The organism is Bacteroides sp. D55t1_190419_B8 (genome assembly GCF_015558905.1).
Classification (GTDB): domain Bacteria; phylum Bacteroidota; class Bacteroidia; order Bacteroidales; family Bacteroidaceae; genus Bacteroides; species Bacteroides vicugnae.
Genome location: NZ_JADMOU010000006.1, coordinates 1 through 25,664, shown reverse-complemented (window position 1 = coordinate 25,664; position 25,664 = coordinate 1). Strand labels below are relative to the sequence as shown.

Here is a 25,664-nt window from a genome sequence, read left to right as displayed (position 1 = left end):
TTTTTTATGAAGTATAATAGAAACCTTATAACAGGTTGTATTATCAAAATTGAGCGGAAACTAATTCATTTCCTATTTTCTTTATTGCTATCCTTATTTTATCATACTGTTTTTCACCGACATTCGCCACTCCGGACGCATACTGACGCATAAGAGACGGATTTATACCAGCAACCTCTGCTATCTTTGAAATATTGAGAAATGAAAAATAATTAAAGAATGATTGTAGATCATATTTATAAGAAAATTCCAATACTGGAACCTCCTTGCCTTCTTCCGCTAACATCTCTTTTATTTCCTCGTATGATTTCAGAAAATCAGCCTTAGCCGCTTCCGCTGTATCTCCGTAGCCGGCCAATCCAAAATCCGGTAACTCTTCTTCCATAAAACAGGAATAATAACCGTCTTTCGCACGTTCAAACAAAACATTCACTTTCATACTATTTATTTTTAAATGTGGCAGGCAATATTACCTGCCACTATCGCACCTAAAAGTCTTAAATTATGAAGTAAAGAAGTGCGGGGATTAAATCCCCAGCACTTTTCTTGCGTTACGTTCTATGTGAAGAGAAACCTCTTTAGACCCGTGACGGGGTATCGAAAACTTTTTGCCAGTCTTGGGACTGAACCAAACATCGTGTTCTCCGCCATGTCTCACAACGTAACAACCTGCCGCCTTTAATTCGGCGTAAAGTTGATTGTACTTCATAAAATAAAAGAACTTTTAAATACAGTGCAAATATAGCAAATTTGCAATAACCATGCAAATAATACAAATACATTTATTGCGAATTTGCTATATTTTAACATCGTAATATAAAGAATGAACTTTGGAAGATAACAACACACTTACTTTAGCGAACTGACAAACATTTCCTTTACCCTTTCCCTTACATAATCCTGATATTCATATTTAATCTTCCCGAGTGTGTCATGATATAGAATCCCGTATATCTGCCGGTTATAAATCTGGTAATTACCGTGTTTCTTCATATCCAGGAAGCGGGTATATAATGGAAGGTTAGAATGTGCGATTACTCCTTCGCCGTCCGGAATGACCGAATAATTCGGGTTCTGTAGTGCGGCCATTAATGCACCGGATCGCCCTTGTATGATCTCCCCGGTTCCCTGTACTTTCCTACGCTCACGGCCTTTCTGGTAAATCCGTTTGGTAGCGATATCCAGTTGGGCTTGAAATATGTCCTGTATTCCACGCCCGATCCGGTCGGTAAAGAAATCCGTTTTAAAATTCTCGGCCATTCAGTTATTCATTTTTTGAAAATCCGGTAATAATGTGCCTTTCCCCGGGTTCGTCCTTAACAGTTTCATTTTTCTTGTTAGAGGTATATTTATATCTCCAATAGGTACATAATGTACCATTTACACCTATTGTAATAATACATATTATAACAGCTAACCAGAACCACGCAAAAGCATCCATTAGCATCTTGTTTTAAATGAGAAAGCCAGGCTCCACCCTGCAAACGTCCTGTAAAAGCCGGATTCCGGAAGAGTGGAAAGGCTGGTTAAATCCAGTTCCTTAGTGACAGGGCAACCAGTGGCAGAATCTTCTATCAGCATTTGTTTGATACGCTCCATAACCGGCTGCACCTCTTCGATAGTCTCATAAGCCCCTTTACGTTGGGGATCGTACTTGCTCATAAGGAAAATAACGCATAAATTATTTTCCCTCACATTATCAGCCGAAAGGCTGGCACCCGTTCCCGACGGGATCAGAATAAAGAGCACCGGACATTCTTCTTTTGATAGCCCCTGTATCGTCTTACTCATTTCCTCGTCAATGGTAACGGGTAGCACCTTCTTTATTTCAGGAATACGTTTTTGCACGCCTTCCCAGTATTCACGGTAAACCTTTATATCTATCATATTGTCAATCCCTGATAACGTTTTGCCTCCCATTCACGGCGGGTAACAAGCCCCGGAAGAATCTTACCGCCTCCGTATATCCACTTTTTAAACTCTGCCGGTATGGATGAATCATACGCATCTGCTCTGATCTTCTTATAAAGCGTTGATTTCTTTAATTTTCCGATACCTACATTAAAGCAAAAGCTTACTACCGCGTCAAACTGGTACTGTCCCAAATCAAGGGGAAGCGCGTTTACCTGGTTTTCTACCGCCCTGATATCCGATTCAAAGAAAGCATCGGCCTGGGCCTCGGTGATAACATCACCCGGTTTTACACCGGCCGTATGACCGTAACCGATCGTACATACTCCCGCGGCACATACATACGCTTTCAGGCGTAACCCTTCAAATTTCTTGATCTTGTTTTTTGTTCTTGTTGTCGTTCTCATTTCTTGTTACGTTTTTGGTACAAATACTCAAATTTACATTTATACAGATAAAGCAATACATCCCAGAAGGGCGTATCGTCCACCTCCTTTTTATTACCGAATACACCGGAAGCCGCCACCTCAAAGACTATCCCGGTCCAGCCGGTTTTATCGTCCGCCTTCCGGTCCTCGGATGCCAGCTTCTGAAACAATATCCGAAAGTCGATAGCTTCACCACCGATATAAACCGGTCCGGAAAGAACCATTTCCCAAACAGCGGAAAAGAAGTTTACCGCATGAATGGCAAGCAAGGAAGGAACGGCCGGTATCTTCTCCGGGTCCTTATACCGGTAAAGCTTTAACGTGATATCCTGGAAGATTTCATTTATAGTCGATTCGTCCTTTTCTGCCGCTGCCTGCTTGCTTTGCTGCAACAAATCCAGGCAATCACAAAAGTTACCGAAAGTAAGACCGTTCAGCATGTCACCGACACCATGCCAGCCCCCGAAATCCTGCATCAGATTACGACCGGTTTTCAGAATGGGCGTAACGATCCGCTCGCCCTCCTTACCGGTTGTATAAGAGAAAAAGCCGTCCAGCTTTTCCAGTTGCCCGTCCAGCTCCCGGATGATCTCACGCCGGTACATGGTGTAATCTGCTTTCATACCCAGAAGGTAAGAAAGCCATTTTACGCGGAACTGTCCGGGGCTGATCGTACCGCGGTTCATCAGTACCGCCAATATAAGAAACTGTCGGTACTGCTCACCGCTGACTTCATCCAGACAGGAAGGGACCTCCACCGTCTTACTATTATATGTAAACTTCTCCATGTCCGGACATTAAAAAGTTATTCCCCTGGATTGTACGGTAACACCCGGTATATAATAATCCACCGTTTCCGACTGCGCATCCAGTTCCCTAATGATATCCTGCAATACATCCAGGTAAGCCGCCGCGTCCTGCTCCAGACTGTTAGCAACCGATTGCCGGGCCTCTTTTTCCGCCCGCAATTTATCCCGTACGGTTGTGCTCTGCTGTACCTGTACGATTCCATTAGGCAGAACTTCCACCGGTAAACGTTCAACGGCCTTTTTTATGGTGAGAAGTGCAAGCGGGCGGCGTACATACTCCAGCAATTTCTCCATTAAAACGGTATCGCCTTCAATCAGTTTGTTATAACGGCTCCGGGTGATAACAGGTATTATCTGCCCGTCCTGGACTTCCCGGATCATAGGAATAAGCACCAGGAAAAGCCGATGACTTCCGATATTATAATATTCATCGAACGTTTCCTTATTCTGAATAAGAAGCCGGTTTATAGCCTTTTTCTTAATGCCGTTTATCCAGAAATCAAACTTTTCGCGATCCAGTAGCTCCACCAACGCGTCTACGGCTTCATAAGCCAGGTTCCGGATATTCTCTTCATCCTTGAACTCCTGTAAGGCAGTCATACCCGTTTCATTCTCTCCAAGATGTTTTCCACGTCCGGCCGTTCCGTGTTGTGCGTCCAAAGTGGGAATGACCTTTAACCAGGTAAACATCGCCACCGCCTGCTGCATCAGCCGCAAAGTTTCCGCCATGCTGTCCGTTTCCCTAACATCCGCATGATCTTCACGGTAATACTTATCTACCGCGTCTATGGGTTCCGTTCCGATGATAGCCTGTAAATCCCGAATCCCCAGCGGTAAGATAGGTTCCCACTTGGTAAAATCAAGATCATTATCGATTAATCCCAGAACACGGACTATTTCACCGGCCCCGTCACCGCCTTTATTAAATAACCTCGTCATTTGCTCGATCTCTTTTTAGTGTATATGGTTTCCAATTATCAAAATCTTTCGTGAAATTATTTATTTCATCGTAGAACTCCTTATAAAAGCGGGCCAGCCCGGTATCTATCGTTATACAGGTCTGCTCCGTGCGCGGATTGGTGTTTATATTGGCCGAGCTTTCTATTACAAAATCAAAAGCATTACCAAAACCGGCCATTACTTTAGCATGGTTACGGAAGATACAGACACGTGATCCAAAACGTTCCGCCACCTTCTTTAAGTATAAATAAACATCCGCATAGGAACCTTGAAAGATTTCACCTACATAAAAATCCGCGTGCCCTATGTCTTTTCTCTCCAGCCATTTCTCCACCTCCTTAACATCGGTAATTGCCATACACCAGGTAGAAATTAGAACATATTCTACCGGTTGTTGCTTCACGATCACACGAAGATAAGTAAGGCTGTCAACGTCCCCATGACTGATACAGTGATAAGCTGCCCCTTTCTCAAAATGCCAGGGCAAACACTCTTCCAGGTGCAGCTCCGATTTTACTCGCCGGTCAAAATGAACGTTTTTCGTCCGGCGGGCCTTTATATGCTTGTCCGGGCTATCATTGGCCCGGTTCTCTTCCGGTTGCCGGTCGTTTACCGGTTCTTCCGGCACATCTTCCGGTTTTGGTGTGAAAAACAGACTACGCATTTTCTTTCATACGGTTAGAGGGTGAAACGTTCTGTTCCGCTTCTACTATGGTACGATAAAGCCCTACTTTCGTAGTGGTACCCGGAAAATTGGCATTAATATACTGCTGTAACGGTTTACAAAGGATCATGTCCGGAATAGCCGTTTCGGAAGCGTTATACACTTTCAGACTATATAATTTCTCCGATCCAGAAGAGAGCTTGTTTTCTATAATCAGATTTGAAAGTACCGGATCAAGACCGAAGCCGGAAGTAGCGGCAGCGTCCGCCTTATTTGATATCTTAATTTGGGCGTCCACATAATCCTTTATCTTCTTATCCAGCGGCTCCACCGTCCAGCCCTCAAAGTTATTCGCTTCCGGATTCCAGAATTTAGTCGTGTGCATGTATTTCCCGGCGTTCTGCCTTCCGGTAATGTTGGAGGCGAATTTCTCCATAGCTTCGTCCTTAAAATCTTCCAGCATTTGGGCCGTGTATTTTTCGCCCGTACGTTCGCAAACTTGTTTTATACGTGCTTCCGCGCGGTCCCAGTAAGACTGCGGCGATTCGATATGTAGGGAAATAGCCGAAGCGTTTTCGTTATAAGCGATTAGGATAGCGGCCAGACCGCCGGCAAGCTCCAGCCAGTCAAGCGCACCCAGAAAACGCGGCGTACTCATGAAATCCTTGCAAAAGGAATAGATATTATAGTATTTCACAGAAACCGGATATTTGAACGGGTGGGCCGGATCAAAGACCGGGTAACGGTAAGTATAAGCCGGATCAGGATAAGGAAAGTCGCCCACAAGTACTTCCTGCGGTTCATCCTCGCCGTCGGGGGGATATACCAGGCGGGCCTTCTGATAGGGAATATGTTCCAGCCGTACCAAACGCCCGGGATTGCCCACACGCGGCGCACGGTTCCGGACAAACTTTATAAAAAAGCCCTGCATGTGTGTTAAGTCTACGAGTGAGCGATGAAGAACCGTCGTGTAATCCCACGACTCCAGGTCGGTAGTTATTTCCGGATCGAGTTTCCAACGCCGGTAAAAACGGTTATTGTCTTCGTCGATTGCATCCTCATACAGCCGCGGGCCTTCTCCCCACTGTAAACCGGCTATTTTACCCATAATACCTTCACCGGCGTAGAATTTATCCAGTAAACGCATGACCTCGCCCGGCATGTCGTTATTATCACCCATGGGAACGATAAAAGTACCGTTTACGCTGATCTTCCGCGAAAAGAAAGCCCCCCGCCGGTTTAACTGGATGCTGGAAGGTTCCCAACCTTTACCGCGGCCACCGATAGAAAAAGAGATCAAGCCCTTGTCACTGCCGGTATCTATAATTCCAAAGTTACCACTTCGTCTTATTTCCATAATCTTAAATCGTTATTCTTTTCCCGTTGAACTCCATTACCAAACATTCCCAGCAATTCAGCGGCCGGCCCGTTGTGGTGTCCGTCAGGAATAGTTTATAGCTTGAATTTTCGATGCTTTCATCCGTCGCCTTTTTCCTCAAACGGGCGGCCGTGAGTATCACCATGTCGCCGCCGTCCCGTGTCTGCCGGTTCCATTTCCGGAACTTGATAGAAAAGGTTCCCCCGGAAATGGTAATCCGTTTCATCTGTTCTACCGCTACATAAAGGTTTATTTTTTCCATAGCCGGCGGATAAAACTATTAATCCTGCCCCAGTTATCATGGACCAGGCAAAAGGATAGAAAGAAAAACATGAATTTTAGGAACGTCCATAAGCTACACCCGTTTGTAACCTTTTCTTTTTCCTGGCTTTGTTGCTTAACGTCGGATTTACGGGTAACAACTGTTTCCGCTTGACTGGTAGTTTCCTTATGATCCTGGAAGGAACTGCTTTGATTCTTTCCAGTTCTTTTTTCAGTTTTTCGGTTGCTGAAATCAATTTCTTTAATTCTTCCGAGGCTGTCGTAGTTGATACGGATATGCGTACTATCTTCCCGGTAAACGTCAAGTACGTGCTCCTCATTGCTTGAATCTCTCCGCGCAAGTTCAATAACTCCGTCAGTAGTTGTTTGTTTTTCTTCTCCAGTTGCTTCTGTAACCGTTTTTCGTGTAACAGAGCGAGAAGAACGACAACCGTAAAAACAAGCTGCAAAACAAATAAAAATAAGTAGGTGTACGATTCCATGTCTCATGTTTATTAAGTCGTTAATTATTATTAGTGTCAAAAGTGATAGATTTACGGTTCGGGCAATTCTTCACACCGCAAAGAAACGGCTTCATAGTGTCCATTACACGGGCGTTCTGCTTGATTGCCTTTTCCATTTCGTTACATTTCTGCAGGACTTCCTTGTACTTGTTGTCCACTTCGTCAAACCGTTTTTTCTGTTCCTGGTACGCGTTCTTTAGCTCCTTACGGTCATTCTTCATATCCTCGATTAGTTCCTGGTAAACCTCTTGTACTGACTTCATGGCATCAGCTTCCGCCTGTTTACGGGTATATCGGAGAGTGAATAACCAGGTCAGTCCACCCGTGCAAAGAGCCGTAATAATCGCTGTAATTATCGTTTCCGTCATATTGATAGAGTTGAAAATTTTACATTATGGTCCAGACGGTACATACATGCGTCAAATAGCCCGCCACGATCCCGGCCAGGTCTGCCAGAATATCCTTCCAGTCCCATTTATTACCGGGTGACATTTTATCCCCGTATTCCTTACCCAATGAAGCACCCAGGGCAAAGGGAACACCATAATCACCCAACAGGGCACATATAGCGTAATTAATCCCGAAATGCTTCCATTTGTCCGTTCCTATTTTCATAATTTGAATGATTGGTTACTGCAAAGGTGGGAAGAACGGACACGGACAAAAAGGACATAAAAAAGAGTGCCGGGAACCACCCCGGCACAAACAAACCCTAACCTGGGACTTAAACCCAACGGCTGCCTTTTCAGCCGGTATGCTAAATTATTAATATTAAGGATTAGACAGCTTTTCGATGTCTTTTTTCATCATACGTAAAGTTCTGATTCTTTCTACTATTTTTTCAGCGGAAAGAGGTTCGCCCCCTTCATCGGTCAAATCGTCGATCGTTTCCTCTATTACTCGTATGTAACAAGCGGAAACCGGCTCCGTCTTAACTTGCCACTGCTTCAATATTTCGGCACTTTCATCTGTTATATGTGCGCCGTTTACTTCTATGTCTTTCATAACAAATCTTTCTTTAAACGTTTTTAATCGGTGTAGTCTCTAAGGTAGTGAAATCAATTATTCCGGCCTGCCGGTATATCCCGAGGGCGACTTTTCTAAACCGTTCATAATTACGTCTGTCAATGGGCGATAACTGCCACTTCTTCATGTCTTTCATCAAATCCGGTATATTATTAGCACTATTATACATACAGTTGTTTTTGCCGTACTCGTGATGAAGTAATACAGACTGAAAATCACCGGAGTAAACAACCAACCGTAAACGTTCAAGTTCGAGAAAAGCAAACTCATTGTTAACCTTCCCCACCTTGTATGCTCTTAATTCAATGGAAGGCGCACCGTATTCACGTCTAACGAAAAATAAGATATCAGGATTATTTGTATTCATTTGGTACCTCCTTTTAAGTCTTCTAATTTAATATGTGAAATACTTGTTATACTTTCCAGTACCCCGTCGCATATACTTTTAACCCTTAATCCGCGGGAACCGTCTTTCTTGGGTAAATTCAGGTGATAATACGGGCGATTCCTCCAGAATGTAATCCGGAAAATCCAGCCACGAACTTTAAAAGTAGCATTACTTATTTTATAATCAACCTGTACCAGATCACCCGATTTAAATTTACTTTCTTGTAGAAACATCCCCTGTATTTCTTCCTGTTCCTTCTTTATTTCCTCAATTCTTTTATCATTGTTTTGTAATTGGGTAAGTAACACTTGCTGATATTCAGTATATATCATTCGGCACCTCCTTTCTTTTCTATCTGGGGACGCTCTGAAAACCTATATATTCTTTTAACCCGGTAAATAAAAAAATAGGCTACCGGCTTGTCACAGCCGTTATTATGTGTTTTAGTGTCCTGGTCTATATGAATAAACCCGCTACCGGAAGATATCTTCAGCGGCATTGTTTTAGGGTATTTCTCGTTCAGCTCCTTTACCTTTGCTTCCAGTTCAGTTTTAAAAGCATCGAAGGAAATTTTATCAGGGCAAAGCGTATTACCAAACTGGTTTGCAAACTCTGCCATTTCAGCACATTTTCGATTCTGTGGCTTATATTCGTTAAGCTCTATAAAATAAGATGTCATTTTCGGCCTCCTTTCTGTACCTTCTTTGCCCGGTACACACAAACAACTGCACCGATAACAGCCGGCGGAAAGATAAAGGTTAGACAGAACCAGGCAATAGCAGATAAATAATAAGCATCGGAAGCCGAGTTTACGGAACAATCTTTTTCCAATTCCTGAAAATAACGATGTTGGATCGTGTTTACGTCCGTGCTACCAATACGGAACGAAGGCACGTAGCTTGTGCCGGATTGAAGTTCTTTTTTCATAACGGTGTAATTTTGACTATTTTACATGGGAAAGGCGGTTACCATTTCCCCTAATTCGTCAAAATTACACCGCAAACCGTCCGAAGATCGGGTTATAAGTTAGGGAAAGGCAACCGCCTTATATATCCAAAATAGATAAATACCGAGCATAAAAAATGCCCGTTGTTTATTCGAGCCAATAACCGAGACTCACCGGACCGCACCAGCGGTGTAATTTTGACAGGGGCAAATGTCGGTATTAAAATCTGAACAAAAAAAAAAAAACGTTAATAAAAGTTTATCGGAAAAAGAAAATTTATCGACTCTATAATTCGTTACTTCGTAACAAAAACGCCCGCCAGAATTGGCGAGCGTTAATCTATTCTCATGGTTCATATCTCTTTTGAGTTTCACCCTCTTCATCACTTTCCTTTTTCATATTTCGCATAAATAAAGGAACTTTCTTTTCAACCTCTTCATTTTTATTCTCTTTATCTTCCATGGCCGCTTTCTCCATGTCTTCAAAATCTTTTTGTGTTATAATTCCTTCTCGTATTTCATCATCAGAAACTATATCTTTACTTAATAACCAATGATATACATTTTGATTCGTGCTCTCATTTGTAACAACATACGCCTGCTCAAATTTCCACCGAAATTTTGCTAAATAATTCATGGCGTCTACCATAGAATTAAATTCAATTTTCTTCCCGGATTCATCTACCATAAACGTTTTGTATTTTCCGAAATAAGATGTTTTTTGCCCGAAGTCTATTTGTATTTTGACTTTAGAACTTAAGACTTTCCCTGTACCAACAATTTCACAAAACGTTTTTCGAGTTTCTTGTGCTGTAGCTGCTACTACTAAAATAGCCAACACGGTAATTAATAATAATTTCTTCATATCAGTAACTTAAAATTAGTGTATACTTTCGTCTGTACCACCCGTAAGTTCTGACGGTTATATGCAATGTAATTTTGACGGCTGCAAAAATACTTAATATGTACAATTATAAAGAATATCATCCCCAAAAATGAAAGGCAACCGCCCCAAAATACACGGTAATTCATGAAAAACGCCCCAAAAAATGAAGTAAAAACGCATAAAAAACATGCTTTTTCGCGTAAAATTTTGGTCTAAATGCAGATAAACGACTGAAAAACAGTCAAAAACCGGAGAAAATTTCAAAAACTAAAAAAATGACACCTTCCGAAGACCGAGCCGCTCAGAAGTCGGAAAGCAGTTGCCCTCCCCCTAAAAGGTGAAATATGACCTCTGGGGAGGGGTACCCGTAACCTGGTAACACAAAAAAACGCCGGAAAACCGATTTTCCAGCGTTACAAGGCAATTACCTTTTATGCCTGTTCTCTATCCATTGATCCACAAACGAGTCGGCCTGCAGCGTCCGCTTACCTCGTACTAAAGCTATCCAGCCGGGGCGCATCAGTAAGTATTTGAAAGCGTCGGAGAAATTGGTGGATAACATCGGTAGTTTTTTCGGTGCCAGCTTTTCGGACTTCTTCACTTTGAACACTACTTTAGAGTTACCCCGGTATTTGATTTCAGCCTTTGCCTTTTCTACGGAACTAACCATTTCTTTACAGTTCACCGCATCAACCAACAGGATAGGCAGGTTATTGTTGGTACCGCCCATAATCTCCTGCATGAAGTCGTATTCCGCATCCTGCCGGATAACTGCCTGTTTACGGCTCTTTAGGTTTACGATCCAGCCGGTACGGTTCCCGCTGCCGTCTTTTTCTATGGCGTCTTTGATCTTACCCGCGTAATCCTCCTTCTGTTTCTCAAAGTTATTACCTGCACGGTCATAGTACAAATCCAGTTCTTTGTATTCGTGGTTCTGGAAGAAGGTGAGGAACTGGTCGGCGATCTCCCGGAACCAGCCCGGCGGTATCTCAAAAAAGTTCTTATGTACCCGGTAATAAGCACCGTCCGCCTGACCGATCACCAAAGAAAGCATATTACCGAAGTCCATACCGCCTTCAATCGTTTTATCATGGTGCAGGTACCGGAGTTCCCGCGAGCTGTAAGCGGCTTCCCCAGACGCGGTACCGTTATAATACTTATGTCCTTCACCAAACAACACATAGAAACGTAAATCCCTGCGAAGACCGGGACGCATACCCACCACCGACTTTTTAAATTCGTGAAGCTCCAGCGTACCATTATACAACCGCTTTAAATAATCAATCGTAAGTATCTCAACATTAGCGAATGAAGAAGCGTTAAGAAAGAACGTTTGTCCTTTTCTCAACTTCAACAAAGCCCGGTCGTAATATTCAATATCCCGTTTCAAACGTTTCAGTTTCAAGGGGGAAGGTTTGTTCTTTCTTTGTTCCCGTAAAAGGGAAATTATCAAGTCATTACGTACGCTTGCCGCCTGTACTATTTTAATGATCCGTTCCGGGTCCATTTGCTTGACATACCGGAAAAACCAGTCGTACTCGTTTTCATCGATATCCGGCATGTCGGTAGTAATGGTTATCCCAAGGAACAAATGGGAATGTCCATAAGTGATCGCATCACCGCGAAGAATAGGCATAGCGCGGTTTACTTTCATTTCCTTGTCGTACTTCGCTTCATCATAAAACAGATGTATTACAGACTTTCCGGCAAGCAGCGAAGGGTTATCCAGTGATCCCATGAAAATAACACATCCATTCCAGAAGCTATAAACATGCTTGTAATCATCCACGATAACCGAACATTTACGCCGCCAGGATTCAGGCGGGCGGGTATCTTTTACATAGTGTACCCCTTCGATCAGGCCCATGAGCTGCCAGCCCTTCTGAACGGCCGGCATTATATTATCTTCCAGGTTACTGTAGGTATTGGCAACAAAAGCGAACGCACCGCCGGGCATTTCTTCCACACAACGGGCGGAACGTCTGGCTTGTATAACGGTGGATTTGGCCATACCGCGCCCGTCAACAGATACAAGGATAGTAGTATCGATCCAGTCTGTCAGAACCTGGATTATATGGCCGTATTTTATCTCCACATCATCGGCGTTACTCACCTTCGTTGTCTTCCCCGAACTCTTTGATATCATACAACATACGTTTTTTCAGGTCAAAAGCTTTAATACGCGCATCCTCTTTTATATTATCACGTACAATAACAGGAATTTCCGGAATCGCATCGATAAACTCTTCCAGTTCTTTACGGTCGATTTCAGGAACACCCAGATCCTTACGGCTGGTAGTATAAATAACCGTACTTTTCTGTGCAAGCAGTTCCTCCGGTATTTCGGCCTGTTGATCCTTGTAACATCCGCGAAGTTCCGCCGCCAATTTCAGCAGGTTCTTAGCCTCCTTCACATTTCCCATAAGAAAGACGGTATTCGCCCAGTTTTCGGCCTTTTCAGCATACAGATTAGCGAAAGCCTGCGGGCGTACGTTATCCTGCGTATAAAAGAAATTGAGACTGTCAGCGTACACCTGGCGGGCCATCCAGTCCGAAAGCCCGTAAGGTTCCGACTTCAAAAGGCGGATGATGCCGGCCTTTGTCACCAACTTACCATTTATACGCATACGGGCACGAAGTCCCCGTACCATTTCCATAAGGCTGTAATATTCCCTTTCATCGGGCGCGAGGGCTTCCAGCGTACCGGTAGAAAGAATCCTTTGAATCTGGTTGATATCCACCTTGTCAAAGTCTATTCGTGAGGGCTTAATTAAATTCGTCGTCATCCATTTGTTCGATTAAACGTTCGAAAGTATGTCTTTTCCGTACGGCCTCCAGCTGTTTTATAGCTTCCACGTTTCCACCTTCCGCCGCTTCATGGAGTTTTATTTCAGGGGCGGCACGTGCTACCAGAATCCCTTCCCGGATCAGGAAGTTAACGGAAGTTCCTACCGTTTCCGCATCCCGGACAAAAAGCCCGGCATCCTCCAGAGAAAGCCCCAGGGAAACAGTTATATCTTTCGGGGAATATCCTAAAGAAGACAAACGCCGTACATCCTCCTTTTGCTGCGCATCCAGGTAAATACTATCCACCACCGTTAAATCGTTCATACGCATCTTTTATTCGTTTCTGTGCCGTGAAATAATAAATTTCGTCCTGTTCCATTAATACAAAGTTCCGGCCGCTTTCAATGGCTGCCACGGCTGTAGTACCAGAACCGCCGAAAGTGTCCAGTATCAGATCGCCGGGCTTTGTACTGTCTTCAATCAGTTTACGGATCAACGCCACCGGTTTTTGTGTGGGATGAACCTTTTCACCTTCTATCTTTTTGGCACCGGACGAAAAAGATCGGATATTATCTATTACGTTTGTGGCACCGATAGAAACACCATTTCCACAATGAAACAAAATAAGCTCATGTATAAAAGCGTAATGATTACCCGGCCCCGACTGTTTGTTCCAAACGATCATGTTTGACGCGCCTAAATACAAGTCAAACAACGGATAATAAAAAGCATACCCGCGCCAGTCCGTAAAAAAATACACGCAAGCACTGGGTTTCTTCACCCGGTTAAACTCCAGGAACAAATCCCGGTAAAAGGGTTTACAGATAGACAAATCTTTAAAGCTGCCTTTCTGCCCGTTGTGTGTCATTCCCAGGAAATAAGGCGGATCGGTTATTATACAATCTACGGAATTGTCCGGAACACGTTTCAACGCCTCCAGGCAATCCTCGTTATATATTTGGTTTGTAATCATTGAAAAGTTGTTTAAGCCGGCTTTCTTCTTTTTCTATCCGGAGGGTTAATGTTTTGAGCTGGTGCCCCAGCTCCGAGCGGTCGCAAGGATGAGAGAAACGACCCAGGTTCTTTGTGATCCGTTGCCGTTTCCCTGTCAGACTGGCAATAAGTTCAATTACTTTTTTTTTCGTGCCTCGATTTCTTCCTCTATGGCTTTCTGGGTAGTCTCCCACTTCTGGATCAATGCAAGGGCACTCGCTTTCTTCTTCTCATCATCCCCGGCCTGTTCCAGTTTCGCCTTATTTTTTGAAAGGTTGGCGCGGGCGTTATTCAGGGCCTTTTGTATGTCGATATCCGAAAGGTTCTCGACGCCCTTACGGACGGACAAACTTTTTACCTTCTCACATTTACCCAGAATCTTTCCGTTTTCCCGGTAATATTCCAGTTCGTCCCACATATCGCGGTTAGCGATGAAGTTTTCCACGACCGCCTGCGCTTCCTGTGCTGTAGAAAGTGAACTGACATCATCCGGCGTAGCTTCCAGGCGGGCGAAAGCTTCCTTATACTTCCCGTATGCGGTAAACATGTCGGAAACAAGTATTTTCAGAATGTCGGGACAATCCGGAGAGTTCAGGAAGGTAAATTTCTCGCGGAAACGTATCATTTTGGTTACGGTTTCCGGAGCTGCCTTGTATCGTTTCTCCGCCTGATCCAGTTCCTCTTCCAGTTCTTCCACACGGTCGGCATTTTCATCCATGGAAAGAACCTTATCCCGGAAATCAGACGAAACGAGTTCTTCCACGCTGACACCGAAAGATTCGGCAAGTTCCAGCAGCAAATCATCGCTGTATTTTACCGACGTTTTAGATGTTTCATCCCTGGCGGGTTCCATTTTTACCGCGGTCGGCTGTTTGGAGTTGCGCCGGATTGTCTTAAATTCACGTTCGGAAAGCCCGGCCAGCTTCCGTAGTTCCTCTAAAAGAATGGCCTTCATCGTTTCCGTTTCTCCCTGCCGGCGAAATGACTTCTTTAACATACGGTTGATACCGTATTTCTCGTATAGTTCCACGCCCTGGATAAAATTACGCGGACCGGCCAGATAGGTAATAATTTCCTGTTTCATACTATATAAAAATTTGATGATACAAAGAAAAAAGGGGGCAATTACCCCAAAAAGGACAAAGGGTGGCCGGGCATGTGCTGCCGGTCACCCTTTGAATTACATGAAAACCGTTTACTTACGCCTCATAACGGCTTTGTTCAATCCATTTCATAGCCTCCGAACCGTCGTTAAACGCCCGCAATGTCAGTTGGGAACCTTCGGAAGCGGTAAACGTCTTACCGCCTTTCAGAAGGAAATTACCGCCTTTTTCCACTGTTGGCGCAACGCCCGAACACCCCATAAGGGTAATTACCGATCCATGACTTCCACCGGTAACACCGGCTATTTTGGCCGCACCTGCAGAAAGCTGGTACTGCCCGTCTGTCTGGTAATCTATATCTGTAGCCCCGGCTTCCACTACGGCCACCGGCTCTTCCAGGGTATCGGTACCCCGGTAAATGGCGATATCATCCCCTTTGCTGATCTGGGTGAAAGTAAGCTCGTTCGTATTCGATTCATTGGAACCGGTATAAGATACGGATAACTTACACGGGTTACAGGGCGTTCCGATCAGATCGGCAGGCTTTCCGCTACAATAACGGAGCACAACGATACATTTCTTAGACAGCCAGTTTGTCTTAAACTCGCGAATTTCCTGTTCGTTACCGGGATGATTGAACTTAATGGAAGGCGTATAGCCTTCGGCGTCCGTTTCTCCGTCACTGTTGGAACTGATTTCAGCGGTACCGGGTGTCAGATAAATACCGATCGCATAACGTCCCGCCTTCATTACGATATCCTCTTCGATAACCACGCCGGCATCGTTTCTCGGCGGAAAGGAAAGAATATCGTCAACGTCGTAAATTACGAGCTGATCCTTGGGCTGAATACCGTTACCGGGATTACCGGCCGGCCTTCTTACGCTTGCTTTTACGTATGTCATAACTTAATGATTTATAAGGTTATAAAAAGGAAGGGATAAAGTACCCCTTCCGTTAAAAATTAGCCTCTTGCCACTTCGTAGAATTTACCGTCGGCGGCTTTTGCCAGCTTGATAAACTTACCTTCGGAAAGTGTCATAGCTTCGGTTAAGACAAAGTTTCCACCGGTCGCAATGGTGGAAGCATATTCAGAACCGCTTCCGTAGATCGTGTAAACGACACCGGCTTCCGCATCGGTAAAGTTAGTGATTGCCGTTGCCTTTGTATTCTCGCCGGTAACGAATACTTCACCGTCAAGCAAGGAAGGTGCTGTTTCATCCGGCGCAAACTGCAACGCATCGGAAGAAGCATTTTCGCGGCCGATCTCGATAAATTTACCGTCGGCACGTTTCATCAGTTTAATAACATCCCCCTTGTCGGGATGCCAGGCCTCGGAAATAAGTTCAAAGTTTCCGCTTTTCTCAATCTTAACGCCTTTATCCACGCTTCCGCATTTTAGGGAAATAACCGTACCTACCGGCGCATCTTCAATATCGGTAATAGCAAATTCGGCTGTATTGGCTATGGTAACAATGGAGGTATGAAGCTTGGCCGACGGGTTCTTGTCCTTGTCAGCGTCCACAAAGTAAGACGCCGGGCGGTCATACTCATTACAGAAGATCATCTGACGGTTATAGTCCATATCTTCTTTCTTGGTGTACTTGAAGCCCACGGCAATAGCCCAGATACTTTCACGCCAGTTACTCCATACTTTCAGGCTCCAGTCTTCCTGCTCCAGGTTGAAAGCCGTCATTTCACCCGGCTTGTCCTCGTAGGTTTTAATGTTGCCTTCAAACGTCCAGAAGATACGGTGGTGGTTGTCAGCATTAGGAACCGGGATAATTTTCACCGCCGGATATTCCTTTACATACATAATATTAGCCTTGTAATCCTGGTTCTGTCCGTAATGCAGTTCATTGTATTTATGATACAATACAATAAAGTGCGAAGGCATATAAAGGGCCAGATTACCGCTGTCACGAAGAACCGCCGGGATCATGGAAGTACCCTTGTACACCTTTTCACCGATGTTTGCTTCGGTAAGTTCTCCCAGCTCGAACGGCTTGATCTGGTAAACGAACTTTCCGTTATTGATATCGGTATGTCCGTTCACCTTCTTGTTCAGGAACTCATACAGACCGTCAGCTGCAGCAAGTGCTTTGCCCGGTTCGTTCAGATTCGGGTCCTTACGGATTCCGTTAATACGGCGTTGTTCGCGCTCGTTATGCAACTTCTTGGCGGTTTCGGCCAGGATGTACTCAATAAAAGACCATTTGATAGGGTTTGAACCTTCCTTGTTCAAAGTGCCGATCCAGGTTTTCTCCAGGGCTTTTAAATTTTTGAAACGGTGTGCAAACATCACGTTGAACATGCGCAAGGTTTCATCGTCGAACTCGTAGGAACCTTTAGTCACCTTATCGAAGTCGGATTCCTCATTGCCGGCCTGTGAGAACTCACCCAGCCAGATATTAACCAGCGTAGCCAAATCCTGATAACCGGATTCAAGCGGGAAAATACTTTCAATGGAAGGAAGTTCCATTAAAAAAGACTGCAAACGCTGTTGCCAGGGAATACGGTAAAAAGCTCCGAGGTCTTCCTTCAAACGGCTGTAGTCAAGGGAACTGGCTTTCGGAAGAGCGATCATTTCAAAACCGGCAGCCTCCATTAACGCAGCTTTGGCGCGAAGGTTATACGGGCGGTCCAGTGAGAACATTTCACCCTGCAAGCCCCCCAGCTGTTTTTCATCCCGGAGATTGAAAGCCCCTTTACCGTCCGCCTGGGCGTTGTGCTGCTTCCCTTTGCCCGGATCATCTTCCGCAGCGGCTGAAAGTTGGGCGATAATACCGGATAGCTTCGTTATCTCGGCATCCTTCTTGGCAATCAGCGAGGTGTTGTTCCGGTTTTCGTCACGCTGTTGCGTCTGCAAAGCTTCAAGCTGTTCCTGTGCCTGTGCCAGACGGGCCGCAGTATCACCCAACAAACCGCGAAGAAAAGCGGTAGTGGTAGGTTCTTCGTTTCCCTCTCCCTCATTCCCGGTTCCGGCTTCGTCCTGGAAGTCGTTCTCGAGGGACGCTTTAAACGCCGTGAGGAACTTATCAGAAAAACCGTAATTTTTCAGTTTTGTCATTTCCTCGGCCGTGATAGAGTTCTTATCCTCTACCTTGCTCCATTCCGACAGGCCCAACACGCCCAGAATGACAGCGGATAAACTCTTAAAATCCAATTTCATATATACAAAATTTTAAAGTTAATACTATATGTTATACATCTCGTTTACTTTTCTGACGGTAGCCTGTGCCAGTACCCATTTTACCGCGTCTTCCAACGTACCGAACTGATCGATATAGCCGTTTGCCACGGCTACGTCGCCGGTGAATATCTGTCCCCGGAAAAGGGGAAGTTCCGGATCGTAGGCAATACCCAGATTCCGACTGATCGCATCGCAGAAAATGCGGTGCATGACGGCCAGACGTTGCTTTATAGGCTCTTCGTTGTTGTCATCTTCAATCGCGCGGGTTTCATAGTTTTTCAGATCGGCACTATCCGGATAGATTTCCCGGTAATCAATGCCCTGTTTCTTGAAATAGTTCTTAAAGGATTGGTAAGTAAGCATAATACCGACGGAACCGACTTCACACATAGGGGAAGCGATAAAGGTTCTGCCGGCGGCGGTTCCCAGCCAAAAATGGGCACTTCCCATGGTACCGGCCACGTAGGTAGCTATAGGTTTGGAAGATTCGGCGATCATTTTAGCCGCCAGGTCCACATGCGCAACCATGCCGCCCGGACCATTGATCCACAGGACCGCGCCGCAAATCTTAGGATTATCGAAAACATCCCGGAGCTGCTTTTCCAGGCGGTAAGTCTCCCAGGAATACAAAGTACCTTCCAGGATAATGACGGCCACACTGTCAGCCGGCAGGGTGTCATCGTCCAGTTCCCACCGGTTGGCAAGGTAAGGCGTAGTAGCGTAGGCGGTTATTTTATTATTGTCGAGCCGTTTTTCGATCGCATCCAGGTTGCCGGCTGCAACACACGGCACAAGTAAAGAAAGCAACCGGTAATAATCATTATCAGCGATTGCCCAAGGTGCTGTAAAAATCTCCTGTATTTTGTCCACGTTCTCTTTTTTACGACAAAGAAAACGCCTATATCATAGGTAGAGAAGGACTGAAAGGAACCTACAGGAACGCATCAACGCCCGGACCCGTACCGGACAGGGTGCAGTTATACAGGCCCCCACCAATCTCAAAAGAAAAGGTAAGCGGGTAATCAGGAGAACCGGAAACACGGGTGTTACCCGTTTCGTCAGTATAGAGGGCGACAAAGGGCGTCACTTTCAGGTTTTCCAGGTAAAGCGTCTTATTTTGCGACACGTCGGCAAGCTTGAAGGTATGTTTTTTAGTATAGACGTCTTCATTTTTGCTGTCACCCGGTTTTAAGGTTCCCGGTACGATCATAAGAATATCAGGTTTTCCGATAGAGTGGATAACGACTTTCGAATGCACGATGCCAAAATGAATAATGTTGTAAACGGGAACCAGTTGCAGACTATGGGCGGCGGATATTAACTTTCTTGACATAATTACAGATATAAAGTATTGATAATCAAATATTCAGCATTTTTCGGACGTTTTTCAGCCAAAAACCGGACAAAAAAGGACAAACAGATACAGTTGGTAGGTAAAAAATAACTTGCTTTTTTACACTTTTTTTCGATTATAGGCCCTTTTCTTCTTACGCCTGAAACTGTCCCGCCACCGCTGGTAGTTTTTCAGCAACCCGTCTTCCTGAATGGAAGAGATATTATACTTTTTCAGGAAGGTAAAAACGGTTTCCTTAAATTCGATACCGTGCAGATGCTTGTTTTCGTCCATGAGTTCGTGAAGCTCGGCCCACATCAGGGCACGCAAACGCTTTTCAAGAATAGCGGTACCACGTACGGAAATATAATTGAACTGTTCCGGAGACTTGCCGCCGGCAAAATTGGCCTCCCGGCGGTCAGGCAGCATAAACTCCAGGTTGCCGCGGTCAGCCGGACAATTAACCGGCCGTTTCTCCATGAGATCGTAAATAGTCACATAGATATCGGACGAAGAAGGAAAACGGACGGTACCGATCGTTTCGTCGTAATATTTGCCCCGGACATACTCGGCCAGGTAGGATTCGATTTGTATTCGGGTGGTAATCATAGCAATAATATTCCTTTTTAAGGGCAAAGATATTCCTTTATCGGCTGTTGTTCTGCCATTTACGGGAAAATGTAGGCTTTCGACCGCCATTTTGATAAATATACTCCGGGAGAATAATTATAATGCACTTTTTCCTGCTGCCACACGGCCGGTATTTTCTCCGCCAGGCTGTGCTGATATAATCCGGTACTAAATTTCTGTAATTTCGTAACCGGGCAACCGATAAAGATAAAATCCTGTATCTTAGCAACTTAGCAACGTTACTAATTTCCGTTACAAAAAAATGGCAGGAAAACAGTTTGTAACCGGGCTTACCGGTAGAAGATAAAAAGGCCGGTGTTACAAACCGGAAAAATTCGTAACCGTTTTGTAACTGCAACTTCGTAACCTTTATTTCCTATTTATTTATTTGATTTTCAGACTTTTTTCTTTCAAGCAAACAAAGGTTACAAGGTTACTAAAATTTTGTATGAAATAGAGGTGGGGTATGGGGAGGGAAGCCAGGCAGGACGCATCTGTTTCCATACGAAAAGAGGGACCGACACTTTCGTATCTGATCCCTCTTTTCGTATTTTATACCGGCTCCGATCCGTCTTATACGCGATGTTTGCACCTGCTTAAAATCCATTTCTTTACGTCCGGGGGTACATAGCGGTGCACGACGGCCGTATAGTCCTCATTAAATTCATACTCCAGGGAGTTGTCGCCTTCCAGGATAAAAACACAGGCCGTTTTGATGATCCATTCGAGTTGCTCGCCCGAATAGCGTTCCAGCATCAGGACAGTACCGGGTTTCATACGCTCCAAATAGCGGTATACCTGTCCGGCGAATTTCCGGAACCTCTCGCCGCTGTTCCAGAGCGCGGTAAACTCGGACATGTTGTTTAATATCAAATGTGCATTATTCATTCCCCCGGTCGTTCATCAGGTACAAACATGAGTGTCGGATCGGCCGGTTCCGTTCCACCACCGGCAGCCGTTTCCGCCGTACCGTATGAACGTAGATAGATCATATCGGCGGCCTTTCCGTCGTTATCCTTACGTACAATACGCCCCTGGGAGTTACAAAGGTCCTTCGGGTTGAGTTCGTCAATGTAAGGGCAAAGAGCCACAAAGCCTTTGAGGGCCTTTGTAAAACGCTGCATCGTGATTTTATTCACACCGGAAAAGCTTTTGTAATCAGCAAAAGCCTTTTCACGGACGATAAAGCTATCCAGGTGTTCGCTGTCCGGAGAGAAATAAGAGTTCGCCCAATCCTCAAAATTATTGCCCATATCAGCCTTGTATTTACGCCTGATAATGTTTTCCATGGGCGGAAGCAATTTTATAGATTCCTCGCAAAGGGAAAGGTAAAAACGGCAGCACTGCAAGAAGAAATTTATATCGGCGTTCCACTCGTTCTCGGAATACGTCTTGGAAAACAAATCCTTACCGAAATCGTCCCGGATAGAACGCGTTTCCCGGTAGTCGTTATCTTCCGTACGTTGGTGGTAGTAGTCGGAGAATACCAGATACAGCAAACGGGCTTCCGTAGACGGATCAAAATCAATAGGTACGTAATTAGTTGTAAATCCCAGCTTGGCCGATTCCTCGAAAGGTATAGTAAATGACTGGTTATTTTTCGGGTTCACGGTCATATCTGACGTGATGATATCGTAAAACAGGCCCGTATTAAGATATCGGTCGCAATCATCCACCAGGATAAAGTCAGTATGCTGGTTTACCTGGTCGAACACATGCGGGTTATCCATTAACTTGGGATTACGGCCGGAAAGCTTGACGGTCTTCATAAAGTAGGAAAGGGCCTTGAACATGAATGATTTACCCGAACGTCCGTTACATTCACCGTCTTCACCGATCTTGTTATCCATGGCCTGTGGTGCCCAGGCACGCGAAGGGGATTTATAACGATGCAGCATATAACCGATAGTAAATATCTTATTGATAAGATTTCTTTTCTGTTCGGCGACTTCTTCCGCCGTAAGTCCTTCCCCCTCGATATCGAATTTATGTTTTTCCCGGTAGGCTTCCGCTTCCCCCACGCTCTTGTCGTCGAAATTGTATTCTAGTTCCTTACGCCAGTAAACGCGGCTCGAATTGATTACATAGCCGAAAAAGTTAGACGGTACGGCATTTATCCGGATATCAAACACATCGTTGCCCTCTATGTCTTTTTTACGGGAAATGGTAAACATGTCTTCCATAAGACGAACTTTGTGTTTCAGTACGTTTTCTTCCCAAACGTAGTGGGACAATGTGCTGCCGTTGGCCGGATGTTCCTTTATACCGGTACCGCTTACCTCCATGCTGCAACCGGGAAAGAAAAACATTTGCGTATTATGGGTATAATTGGTAAAGTCCAGTTCTATTTCTTGCAAATTGTCCAGGGCAGTATCTGACAGTTTGGGGCTGTTCAGAATAAGGTTTCTTATATCGCGGGATAAAAAACTATCCTGGGCCCAACCGCGGATAAACTTCCGGATATCCTTTGCCTTTATCAGTTTTACGATATTGCCGGTAATACGGATGTATTTCGTTGAACTGGAATTTTCATCATGAAGCGAATAGAAACCGTTAAGACGTAAAAAGTAGTGAAGGCAGTCCGCGTCTATATTGTGATCCCATTGCCGGGATTTCTCGTTAAACTTGGAATACCAGAATTTGGCCGGCATGGCAAGCGTCATAAGGTTACGGAAATCTTCGTTCTTGCTTCGTAATTCCATGAAGTCCCGGAAGTCCTTACGCGGTTTGCCCCGCTGGTCCCGGTAAGTGGTAAGCCAGGCCGGTAGCCAGATCGTGTGGATATCGATAAAACGCAGTGCAAGTTCCGTACCCTTCACCCTGCCCGTCGTGTCGATATCGGGTATGTTATACAGGACTTCAACGTATTTCATGATCTCCTTGTAGTCCTGTTCGGAAAGTTTATATGTTTCCGAATTAAACCAGATCGGGGAAAAGCCCAGCGATTTAACGCACAGGGCGTCGCGCTCTCCGGAACATATAAACGCCTCCTGCAGCTTCTGTTCCTTATAGGGCTTTTCCGCATTGGCCGGATTCTTTTTAAAGGCGGCTTCTTCCCTGGAATTAAACTCCCGGTATAAGGCTTTCAGTTCGGAAAGACCGTTTATATAATCCTTCGGCTTGACACCTTCCGGGGTGTAGGAAAAACGCCACTGCTTGTCCGGATTCAGGGGCTCGTATATTTTATAGAACTTCACTTCGGGCGTGTCGCCTTCGGCCGGTTTTACCAGACATTCGCGCATAAAGATAGGGTATGTCGCAGTCGCGTATTTATAGGTTACCTCGCGATTTTTTACATACCCTATATATTTGGCTGAATACCAGTGCAGGGCCTCGGCGTTCTCTTGGGTGACACGGGGGCCGAGTATGCGTAACTGATCCGGGGTGAGATGATCGGCAAGCTCGAAAATTTTAGTACCGTCTTTCTGATCTTGGGAGGCCGGAACCTTACGGATATCCGGTTTGTTTACGTTACGGTTGAGTTCATCGGTTACGTTGTACATGGATGCAAGTTTAAGGATAGCCTCGTTAAACCGGAGGCCTTCCTCATACATGCAGATATCGACAGGGCTTTGAGCCGTTCCGGTATCGCCGAAATCCGTTACCTTATAAACCTGCTGGGAACCTTCCTTACCGAACAATTTGATACAGGCCGACGCATCGTCTTCTGACGGCCGGCGTTTGAAATGGCGGTTGGTTCCGACACAATCCCGGGCTTGCGGATAATAATGTAGAATTATATCCAGCCCGTTGTTGGTTACTTTGTAGATGTCTTCTGCCTTTATCATCGTTATAAAGTTACATAGTTACTTATTCTTCGTTGTTTTTCTCCTGTTTTGTTTTCAAGTCTCCCCAAGGTTGATACAGGAAAACGAATAATAACAGCCAAAGAAAAGCGGTTTTACCCGTATAATAAATGACAAAGGCAATCAGTCCCATAAAGGCAACCACGATAATAGCGTGGGCGATGTATTTTAAATTTTTATCTTTCATTGTTCAAACATGTTATATTGAATTGAAAAACCGAATTTGCTTAATCTCCTTTCCTGGAGAAGGGAACGTTTGTCATGTGAAGGCATAATGGCCACCAGGTTCTTTGTATCGAACTGATAACCTTTCTTCCGCATCTGATAACGTAGGTTTCTTAGGCGTCTGTCTTCTTTCATGGCATTTCGTTAAGATCGTCTTAGTTTATAGAAGACATGGCACACTATCGCAAAGGATAGCGTTTAAATCCTCCTGTATGGTTTCCTGCTGCTCTCTGTTCAAGTGTACCAGGAAATAACCTTTTCCGCCGGAAAGATTCTTAATCTCCGCCAGATTATACTTCCTGTCTACCGCATCCACGAACGCAGGGGATTCCATGGGGCGGAAGCTACTGAATATTTTATAGGTTCCACTACTGCCTTCTATTCGTAGCGTGGTTAATTCATCAGGGGTGGTAATTGTTGATTTCATTTCTTATTTATTTTTAATTATTCGACTTGTTCCTCACCTTCACGTATTAGGGTAAAAGGTAGTTTGGTACCACAATTCACACAATAAGCTGTTTTACTCTTGTTTAAGGAAACTCCATCGGAATATTCCCCACCGGAATATGTGCCGTCAGAATTATGCACACTCGTGTAACTCATTCTAAACAGATCACTATACTGATAACCGTAAAAACCATTGCAATAAGGGCAAGGAAGCGGTTGTGCTTCAGTTACTTTTATGGAGATTTTTTTGCTCATTTCTGTTCTTGATTTGAATTATTTTTCACCACTTATTTTTAATTTTACCAATTCACCAATAGGATAGGTCGTATGTTTCGGTCTGTTTATTTTCACTTTATGAGAAGAAAGAAACAACGGAACAGATTCTATTCGATAGAAAGTGTAGTAAGCTTCTTTAGGAGCCGTTTTTACATATTTCTTTAAATATTCTTCTGCTTTATTTCTCGTATCAAATGCGGCAAGGATAGAAAACCAAACGCCGTCTTCTTCGTATATTCCGGATTCCCTTTTAGTTACTATGTAAATTTTGCTCATTGTTGTTTATAGCTGTGCCGGAGGATAGCATCGAACTACCAATAACACCCGCTTTCGCCCTTCGGGGTTATCTCCACACTCCGGCGTTTATTATATGGAGCGGCAAAAGCCGCCCCGGGTATTTATTCACTTTTTGGAGGAAGATTTTCACTATGGAAGATTTTTACACCTGTTACTTCCTCGATCTTATCCTTTGCAAGTTCAGGAATACGACACAATCCACCCCGCCAATTATGAACGGTATGTAGTGGAACCTTACATGCTTCCGCCAATTTTACCACCATTTTAGAAGAATCTTTCAGTGGTAAAGTCAAAAGATACATTCTTAGTTTCTCACCGTCTTGATTTCTTTTTAAAGTTTTTTTTGCCATAGCATCACATTAAATCTATTATTTATTTCTATATTTATACCACAAA

The 25,664-nt window shown here is 44.5% G+C and carries 36 protein-coding genes; all 36 read right to left on the bottom strand.

Annotated features, from left to right (window positions below):
• Positions 1-43: 43 nt before the first annotated feature.
• Positions 44-439, bottom strand: a complete 396-nt coding sequence (locus tag I2I13_RS07310; RefSeq protein ID WP_007478399.1) for a hypothetical protein — start codon at positions 437-439, stop codon at positions 44-46.
• Positions 440-526: 87 nt separating this feature from the next.
• A complete protein-coding gene (locus tag I2I13_RS07305) occupies positions 527-709 on the bottom strand; it encodes a type II toxin-antitoxin system HicA family toxin (protein ID WP_007478400.1) in 183 nt (60 codons plus the stop codon).
• A 140-nt stretch (positions 710-849) separates the two neighbouring features.
• The gene (locus I2I13_RS07300; RefSeq protein ID WP_007478401.1) at positions 850-1,260 is read right to left on the bottom strand and encodes a hypothetical protein; all 411 of its coding nucleotides are present in this window, start codon (positions 1,258-1,260) and stop codon (positions 850-852) included.
• Positions 1,261-1,440: 180 nt separating this feature from the next.
• Positions 1,441-1,887, bottom strand: a complete 447-nt coding sequence (locus I2I13_RS07295; RefSeq protein WP_007478403.1) for a hypothetical protein — start codon at positions 1,885-1,887, stop codon at positions 1,441-1,443.
• A complete protein-coding gene (locus I2I13_RS07290) occupies positions 1,884-2,318 on the bottom strand; it encodes a lysozyme (RefSeq protein WP_007478404.1) in 435 nt (144 codons plus the stop codon). The genes I2I13_RS07295 and I2I13_RS07290 overlap by 4 nt, the downstream gene beginning before the upstream one ends.
• Positions 2,315-3,127 carry a hypothetical protein gene (locus I2I13_RS07285; RefSeq protein ID WP_195588082.1) on the bottom strand — a complete coding sequence of 271 codons (813 nt, stop codon included), beginning with the start codon at positions 3,125-3,127 and terminating at the stop codon, positions 2,315-2,317. The genes I2I13_RS07290 and I2I13_RS07285 overlap by 4 nt, the downstream gene beginning before the upstream one ends.
• 9 nt (positions 3,128-3,136) lie before the next feature.
• Positions 3,137-4,087: a DUF6712 family protein gene (locus tag I2I13_RS07280; RefSeq protein ID WP_007478406.1), complete on the bottom strand. Its 951-nt coding sequence runs from the start codon at positions 4,085-4,087 to the stop codon at positions 3,137-3,139.
• Entirely contained in the window at positions 4,071-4,772 is a 702-nt protein-coding gene (locus I2I13_RS07275; RefSeq protein WP_007478407.1) for a hypothetical protein, read from the bottom strand. The genes I2I13_RS07280 and I2I13_RS07275 overlap by 17 nt, the downstream gene beginning before the upstream one ends.
• Complete coding sequence (locus I2I13_RS07270) at positions 4,765-6,129, bottom strand: hypothetical protein (RefSeq protein WP_007478408.1); 1,365 nt, start codon at positions 6,127-6,129, stop codon at positions 4,765-4,767. The genes I2I13_RS07275 and I2I13_RS07270 overlap by 8 nt, the downstream gene beginning before the upstream one ends.
• Positions 6,130-6,133: 4 nt before the next feature.
• The gene (locus I2I13_RS07265; RefSeq protein ID WP_004318191.1) at positions 6,134-6,412 is read right to left on the bottom strand and encodes a hypothetical protein; all 279 of its coding nucleotides are present in this window, start codon (positions 6,410-6,412) and stop codon (positions 6,134-6,136) included.
• Positions 6,400-6,921: a hypothetical protein gene (locus tag I2I13_RS07260; protein ID WP_195588088.1), complete on the bottom strand. Its 522-nt coding sequence runs from the start codon at positions 6,919-6,921 to the stop codon at positions 6,400-6,402. Before I2I13_RS07260 ends, I2I13_RS07265 begins: the two co-directional genes overlap by 13 nt.
• Positions 6,922-6,934: 13 nt before the next feature.
• Positions 6,935-7,303, bottom strand: coding sequence for a hypothetical protein (locus tag I2I13_RS07255; protein ID WP_007478410.1), 369 nt, complete (start codon positions 7,301-7,303; stop codon positions 6,935-6,937).
• 19 nt (positions 7,304-7,322) lie between these two features.
• Complete coding sequence (locus tag I2I13_RS07250) at positions 7,323-7,550, bottom strand: hypothetical protein (protein ID WP_007478411.1); 228 nt, start codon at positions 7,548-7,550, stop codon at positions 7,323-7,325.
• A gap of 156 nt (positions 7,551-7,706) precedes the next feature.
• Positions 7,707-7,940 (bottom strand): hypothetical protein, encoded by a 234-nt coding sequence (locus tag I2I13_RS07245; protein ID WP_004303384.1) that lies wholly within the window; start codon positions 7,938-7,940, stop codon positions 7,707-7,709.
• A gap of 13 nt (positions 7,941-7,953) precedes the next feature.
• Complete coding sequence (locus I2I13_RS07240; RefSeq protein WP_007478412.1) at positions 7,954-8,328, bottom strand: hypothetical protein; 375 nt, start codon at positions 8,326-8,328, stop codon at positions 7,954-7,956.
• Positions 8,325-8,681: a hypothetical protein gene (locus I2I13_RS07235; RefSeq protein ID WP_195588092.1), complete on the bottom strand. Its 357-nt coding sequence runs from the start codon at positions 8,679-8,681 to the stop codon at positions 8,325-8,327. Before I2I13_RS07235 ends, I2I13_RS07240 begins: the two co-directional genes overlap by 4 nt.
• Positions 8,678-9,028 carry a hypothetical protein gene (locus tag I2I13_RS07230; RefSeq protein ID WP_044657408.1) on the bottom strand — a complete coding sequence of 117 codons (351 nt, stop codon included), beginning with the start codon at positions 9,026-9,028 and terminating at the stop codon, positions 8,678-8,680. The genes I2I13_RS07235 and I2I13_RS07230 overlap by 4 nt, the downstream gene beginning before the upstream one ends.
• Positions 9,025-9,276: a hypothetical protein gene (locus I2I13_RS07225; RefSeq protein WP_195588097.1), complete on the bottom strand. Its 252-nt coding sequence runs from the start codon at positions 9,274-9,276 to the stop codon at positions 9,025-9,027. Before I2I13_RS07225 ends, I2I13_RS07230 begins: the two co-directional genes overlap by 4 nt.
• 364 nt (positions 9,277-9,640) lie before the next feature.
• Positions 9,641-10,159 (bottom strand): hypothetical protein, encoded by a 519-nt coding sequence (locus I2I13_RS07220; RefSeq protein WP_008640077.1) that lies wholly within the window; start codon positions 10,157-10,159, stop codon positions 9,641-9,643.
• Between the two features lie 445 nt (positions 10,160-10,604).
• Positions 10,605-12,326: a hypothetical protein gene (locus tag I2I13_RS07215; protein WP_055172940.1), complete on the bottom strand. Its 1,722-nt coding sequence runs from the start codon at positions 12,324-12,326 to the stop codon at positions 10,605-10,607.
• The gene (locus tag I2I13_RS07210) at positions 12,286-12,966 is read right to left on the bottom strand and encodes a hypothetical protein (RefSeq protein WP_118418906.1); all 681 of its coding nucleotides are present in this window, start codon (positions 12,964-12,966) and stop codon (positions 12,286-12,288) included. The genes I2I13_RS07215 and I2I13_RS07210 overlap by 41 nt, the downstream gene beginning before the upstream one ends.
• A complete protein-coding gene (locus tag I2I13_RS07205; protein WP_007478420.1) occupies positions 12,947-13,291 on the bottom strand; it encodes a hypothetical protein in 345 nt (114 codons plus the stop codon). The genes I2I13_RS07210 and I2I13_RS07205 overlap by 20 nt, the downstream gene beginning before the upstream one ends.
• Positions 13,266-13,940, bottom strand: coding sequence for a site-specific DNA-methyltransferase (locus I2I13_RS07200; protein ID WP_007478421.1), 675 nt, complete (start codon positions 13,938-13,940; stop codon positions 13,266-13,268). The genes I2I13_RS07205 and I2I13_RS07200 overlap by 26 nt, the downstream gene beginning before the upstream one ends.
• Before the next feature lie 156 nt (positions 13,941-14,096).
• Complete coding sequence (locus I2I13_RS07195; protein ID WP_007478422.1) at positions 14,097-15,044, bottom strand: hypothetical protein; 948 nt, start codon at positions 15,042-15,044, stop codon at positions 14,097-14,099.
• 115 nt (positions 15,045-15,159) lie between these two features.
• The gene (locus I2I13_RS07190) at positions 15,160-15,966 is read right to left on the bottom strand and encodes a hypothetical protein (protein WP_007478423.1); all 807 of its coding nucleotides are present in this window, start codon (positions 15,964-15,966) and stop codon (positions 15,160-15,162) included.
• A 59-nt stretch (positions 15,967-16,025) separates the two neighbouring features.
• The gene (locus I2I13_RS07185) at positions 16,026-18,233 is read right to left on the bottom strand and encodes a hypothetical protein (RefSeq protein ID WP_195392731.1); all 2,208 of its coding nucleotides are present in this window, start codon (positions 18,231-18,233) and stop codon (positions 16,026-16,028) included.
• Between the two features lie 24 nt (positions 18,234-18,257).
• Positions 18,258-19,124, bottom strand: coding sequence for a S49 family peptidase (locus tag I2I13_RS24705; RefSeq protein ID WP_007478425.1), 867 nt, complete (start codon positions 19,122-19,124; stop codon positions 18,258-18,260).
• Between the two features lie 61 nt (positions 19,125-19,185).
• Positions 19,186-19,620: a hypothetical protein gene (locus I2I13_RS07175; RefSeq protein WP_195649242.1), complete on the bottom strand. Its 435-nt coding sequence runs from the start codon at positions 19,618-19,620 to the stop codon at positions 19,186-19,188.
• A gap of 87 nt (positions 19,621-19,707) precedes the next feature.
• Positions 19,708-20,196, bottom strand: coding sequence for a hypothetical protein (locus I2I13_RS07170; protein WP_007478427.1), 489 nt, complete (start codon positions 20,194-20,196; stop codon positions 19,708-19,710).
• 594 nt (positions 20,197-20,790) lie between these two features.
• Complete coding sequence (locus I2I13_RS07165) at positions 20,791-21,105, bottom strand: hypothetical protein (RefSeq protein ID WP_022042330.1); 315 nt, start codon at positions 21,103-21,105, stop codon at positions 20,791-20,793.
• A complete protein-coding gene (locus I2I13_RS07160; protein WP_055172937.1) occupies positions 21,102-24,005 on the bottom strand; it encodes a hypothetical protein in 2,904 nt (967 codons plus the stop codon). Before I2I13_RS07160 ends, I2I13_RS07165 begins: the two co-directional genes overlap by 4 nt.
• A gap of 22 nt (positions 24,006-24,027) precedes the next feature.
• Positions 24,028-24,210 (bottom strand): hypothetical protein, encoded by a 183-nt coding sequence (locus tag I2I13_RS07155; RefSeq protein WP_007478430.1) that lies wholly within the window; start codon positions 24,208-24,210, stop codon positions 24,028-24,030.
• Positions 24,211-24,408: 198 nt separating this feature from the next.
• Complete coding sequence (locus I2I13_RS07150) at positions 24,409-24,675, bottom strand: hypothetical protein (protein ID WP_007478431.1); 267 nt, start codon at positions 24,673-24,675, stop codon at positions 24,409-24,411.
• Positions 24,676-24,692: 17 nt separating this feature from the next.
• Positions 24,693-24,950, bottom strand: a complete 258-nt coding sequence (locus I2I13_RS07145) for a hypothetical protein (protein ID WP_004303404.1) — start codon at positions 24,948-24,950, stop codon at positions 24,693-24,695.
• Between the two features lie 18 nt (positions 24,951-24,968).
• Complete coding sequence (locus tag I2I13_RS07140; protein ID WP_007478432.1) at positions 24,969-25,247, bottom strand: hypothetical protein; 279 nt, start codon at positions 25,245-25,247, stop codon at positions 24,969-24,971.
• Positions 25,248-25,369: 122 nt separating this feature from the next.
• Positions 25,370-25,618, bottom strand: coding sequence for a hypothetical protein (locus I2I13_RS07135; RefSeq protein WP_007478433.1), 249 nt, complete (start codon positions 25,616-25,618; stop codon positions 25,370-25,372).
• Between the last annotated feature and the right edge of the window lie 46 nt (positions 25,619-25,664).

What these genes read in the sequence shown, in the direction of transcription:
- I2I13_RS07240 (WP_007478412.1), bottom strand. Translation starts at nt 8,328, where the DNA reads ATGAATACAAATAATCCTGATATCTTATTTTTCGTTAGACGTGAATAC.
- I2I13_RS07150 (WP_007478431.1), bottom strand. Translation starts at nt 24,675, where the DNA reads ATGAAATCAACAATTACCACCCCTGATGAATTAACCACGCTACGAATA.
- I2I13_RS07285 (WP_195588082.1), bottom strand. Translation starts at nt 3,127, where the DNA reads ATGGAGAAGTTTACATATAATAGTAAGACGGTGGAGGTCCCTTCCTGT.
- I2I13_RS07310 (WP_007478399.1), bottom strand. Translation starts at nt 439, where the DNA reads ATGAAAGTGAATGTTTTGTTTGAACGTGCGAAAGACGGTTATTATTCC.
- I2I13_RS07185 (WP_195392731.1), bottom strand. Translation starts at nt 18,233, where the DNA reads ATGAAATTGGATTTTAAGAGTTTATCCGCTGTCATTCTGGGCGTGTTG.
- I2I13_RS07140 (WP_007478432.1), bottom strand. Translation starts at nt 25,247, where the DNA reads ATGAGCAAAATTTACATAGTAACTAAAAGGGAATCCGGAATATACGAA.
- I2I13_RS07135 (WP_007478433.1), bottom strand. Translation starts at nt 25,618, where the DNA reads ATGGCAAAAAAAACTTTAAAAAGAAATCAAGACGGTGAGAAACTAAGA.
- I2I13_RS07305 (WP_007478400.1), bottom strand. Translation starts at nt 709, where the DNA reads ATGAAGTACAATCAACTTTACGCCGAATTAAAGGCGGCAGGTTGTTAC.
- I2I13_RS07210 (WP_118418906.1), bottom strand. Translation starts at nt 12,966, where the DNA reads ATGACGACGAATTTAATTAAGCCCTCACGAATAGACTTTGACAAGGTG.
- I2I13_RS07220 (WP_008640077.1), bottom strand. Translation starts at nt 10,159, where the DNA reads ATGAAGAAATTATTATTAATTACCGTGTTGGCTATTTTAGTAGTAGCA.
- I2I13_RS07225 (WP_195588097.1), bottom strand. Translation starts at nt 9,276, where the DNA reads ATGAAAAAAGAACTTCAATCCGGCACAAGCTACGTGCCTTCGTTCCGT.
- I2I13_RS07200 (WP_007478421.1), bottom strand. Translation starts at nt 13,940, where the DNA reads ATGATTACAAACCAAATATATAACGAGGATTGCCTGGAGGCGTTGAAA.
- I2I13_RS07300 (WP_007478401.1), bottom strand. Translation starts at nt 1,260, where the DNA reads ATGGCCGAGAATTTTAAAACGGATTTCTTTACCGACCGGATCGGGCGT.
- I2I13_RS07265 (WP_004318191.1), bottom strand. Translation starts at nt 6,412, where the DNA reads ATGGAAAAAATAAACCTTTATGTAGCGGTAGAACAGATGAAACGGATT.
- I2I13_RS07230 (WP_044657408.1), bottom strand. Translation starts at nt 9,028, where the DNA reads ATGACATCTTATTTTATAGAGCTTAACGAATATAAGCCACAGAATCGA.
- I2I13_RS07295 (WP_007478403.1), bottom strand. Translation starts at nt 1,887, where the DNA reads ATGATAGATATAAAGGTTTACCGTGAATACTGGGAAGGCGTGCAAAAA.
- I2I13_RS07170 (WP_007478427.1), bottom strand. Translation starts at nt 20,196, where the DNA reads ATGATTACCACCCGAATACAAATCGAATCCTACCTGGCCGAGTATGTC.
- I2I13_RS07235 (WP_195588092.1), bottom strand. Translation starts at nt 8,681, where the DNA reads ATGATATATACTGAATATCAGCAAGTGTTACTTACCCAATTACAAAAC.
- I2I13_RS07195 (WP_007478422.1), bottom strand. Translation starts at nt 15,044, where the DNA reads ATGAAACAGGAAATTATTACCTATCTGGCCGGTCCGCGTAATTTTATC.
- I2I13_RS07155 (WP_007478430.1), bottom strand. Translation starts at nt 24,210, where the DNA reads ATGAAAGATAAAAATTTAAAATACATCGCCCACGCTATTATCGTGGTT.
- I2I13_RS07165 (WP_022042330.1), bottom strand. Translation starts at nt 21,105, where the DNA reads ATGAATAATGCACATTTGATATTAAACAACATGTCCGAGTTTACCGCG.
- I2I13_RS07205 (WP_007478420.1), bottom strand. Translation starts at nt 13,291, where the DNA reads ATGAACGATTTAACGGTGGTGGATAGTATTTACCTGGATGCGCAGCAA.
- I2I13_RS07250 (WP_007478411.1), bottom strand. Translation starts at nt 7,550, where the DNA reads ATGAAAATAGGAACGGACAAATGGAAGCATTTCGGGATTAATTACGCT.
- I2I13_RS07290 (WP_007478404.1), bottom strand. Translation starts at nt 2,318, where the DNA reads ATGAGAACGACAACAAGAACAAAAAACAAGATCAAGAAATTTGAAGGG.
- I2I13_RS07145 (WP_004303404.1), bottom strand. Translation starts at nt 24,950, where the DNA reads ATGAGCAAAAAAATCTCCATAAAAGTAACTGAAGCACAACCGCTTCCT.
- I2I13_RS07245 (WP_004303384.1), bottom strand. Translation starts at nt 7,940, where the DNA reads ATGAAAGACATAGAAGTAAACGGCGCACATATAACAGATGAAAGTGCC.
- I2I13_RS07160 (WP_055172937.1), bottom strand. Translation starts at nt 24,005, where the DNA reads ATGATAAAGGCAGAAGACATCTACAAAGTAACCAACAACGGGCTGGAT.
- I2I13_RS07255 (WP_007478410.1), bottom strand. Translation starts at nt 7,303, where the DNA reads ATGACGGAAACGATAATTACAGCGATTATTACGGCTCTTTGCACGGGT.
- I2I13_RS07270 (WP_007478408.1), bottom strand. Translation starts at nt 6,129, where the DNA reads ATGGAAATAAGACGAAGTGGTAACTTTGGAATTATAGATACCGGCAGT.
- I2I13_RS07215 (WP_055172940.1), bottom strand. Translation starts at nt 12,326, where the DNA reads ATGATATCAAAGAGTTCGGGGAAGACAACGAAGGTGAGTAACGCCGAT.
- I2I13_RS07260 (WP_195588088.1), bottom strand. Translation starts at nt 6,921, where the DNA reads ATGAGACATGGAATCGTACACCTACTTATTTTTATTTGTTTTGCAGCT.
- I2I13_RS07190 (WP_007478423.1), bottom strand. Translation starts at nt 15,966, where the DNA reads ATGACATACGTAAAAGCAAGCGTAAGAAGGCCGGCCGGTAATCCCGGT.
- I2I13_RS07275 (WP_007478407.1), bottom strand. Translation starts at nt 4,772, where the DNA reads ATGCGTAGTCTGTTTTTCACACCAAAACCGGAAGATGTGCCGGAAGAA.
- I2I13_RS07280 (WP_007478406.1), bottom strand. Translation starts at nt 4,087, where the DNA reads ATGACGAGGTTATTTAATAAAGGCGGTGACGGGGCCGGTGAAATAGTC.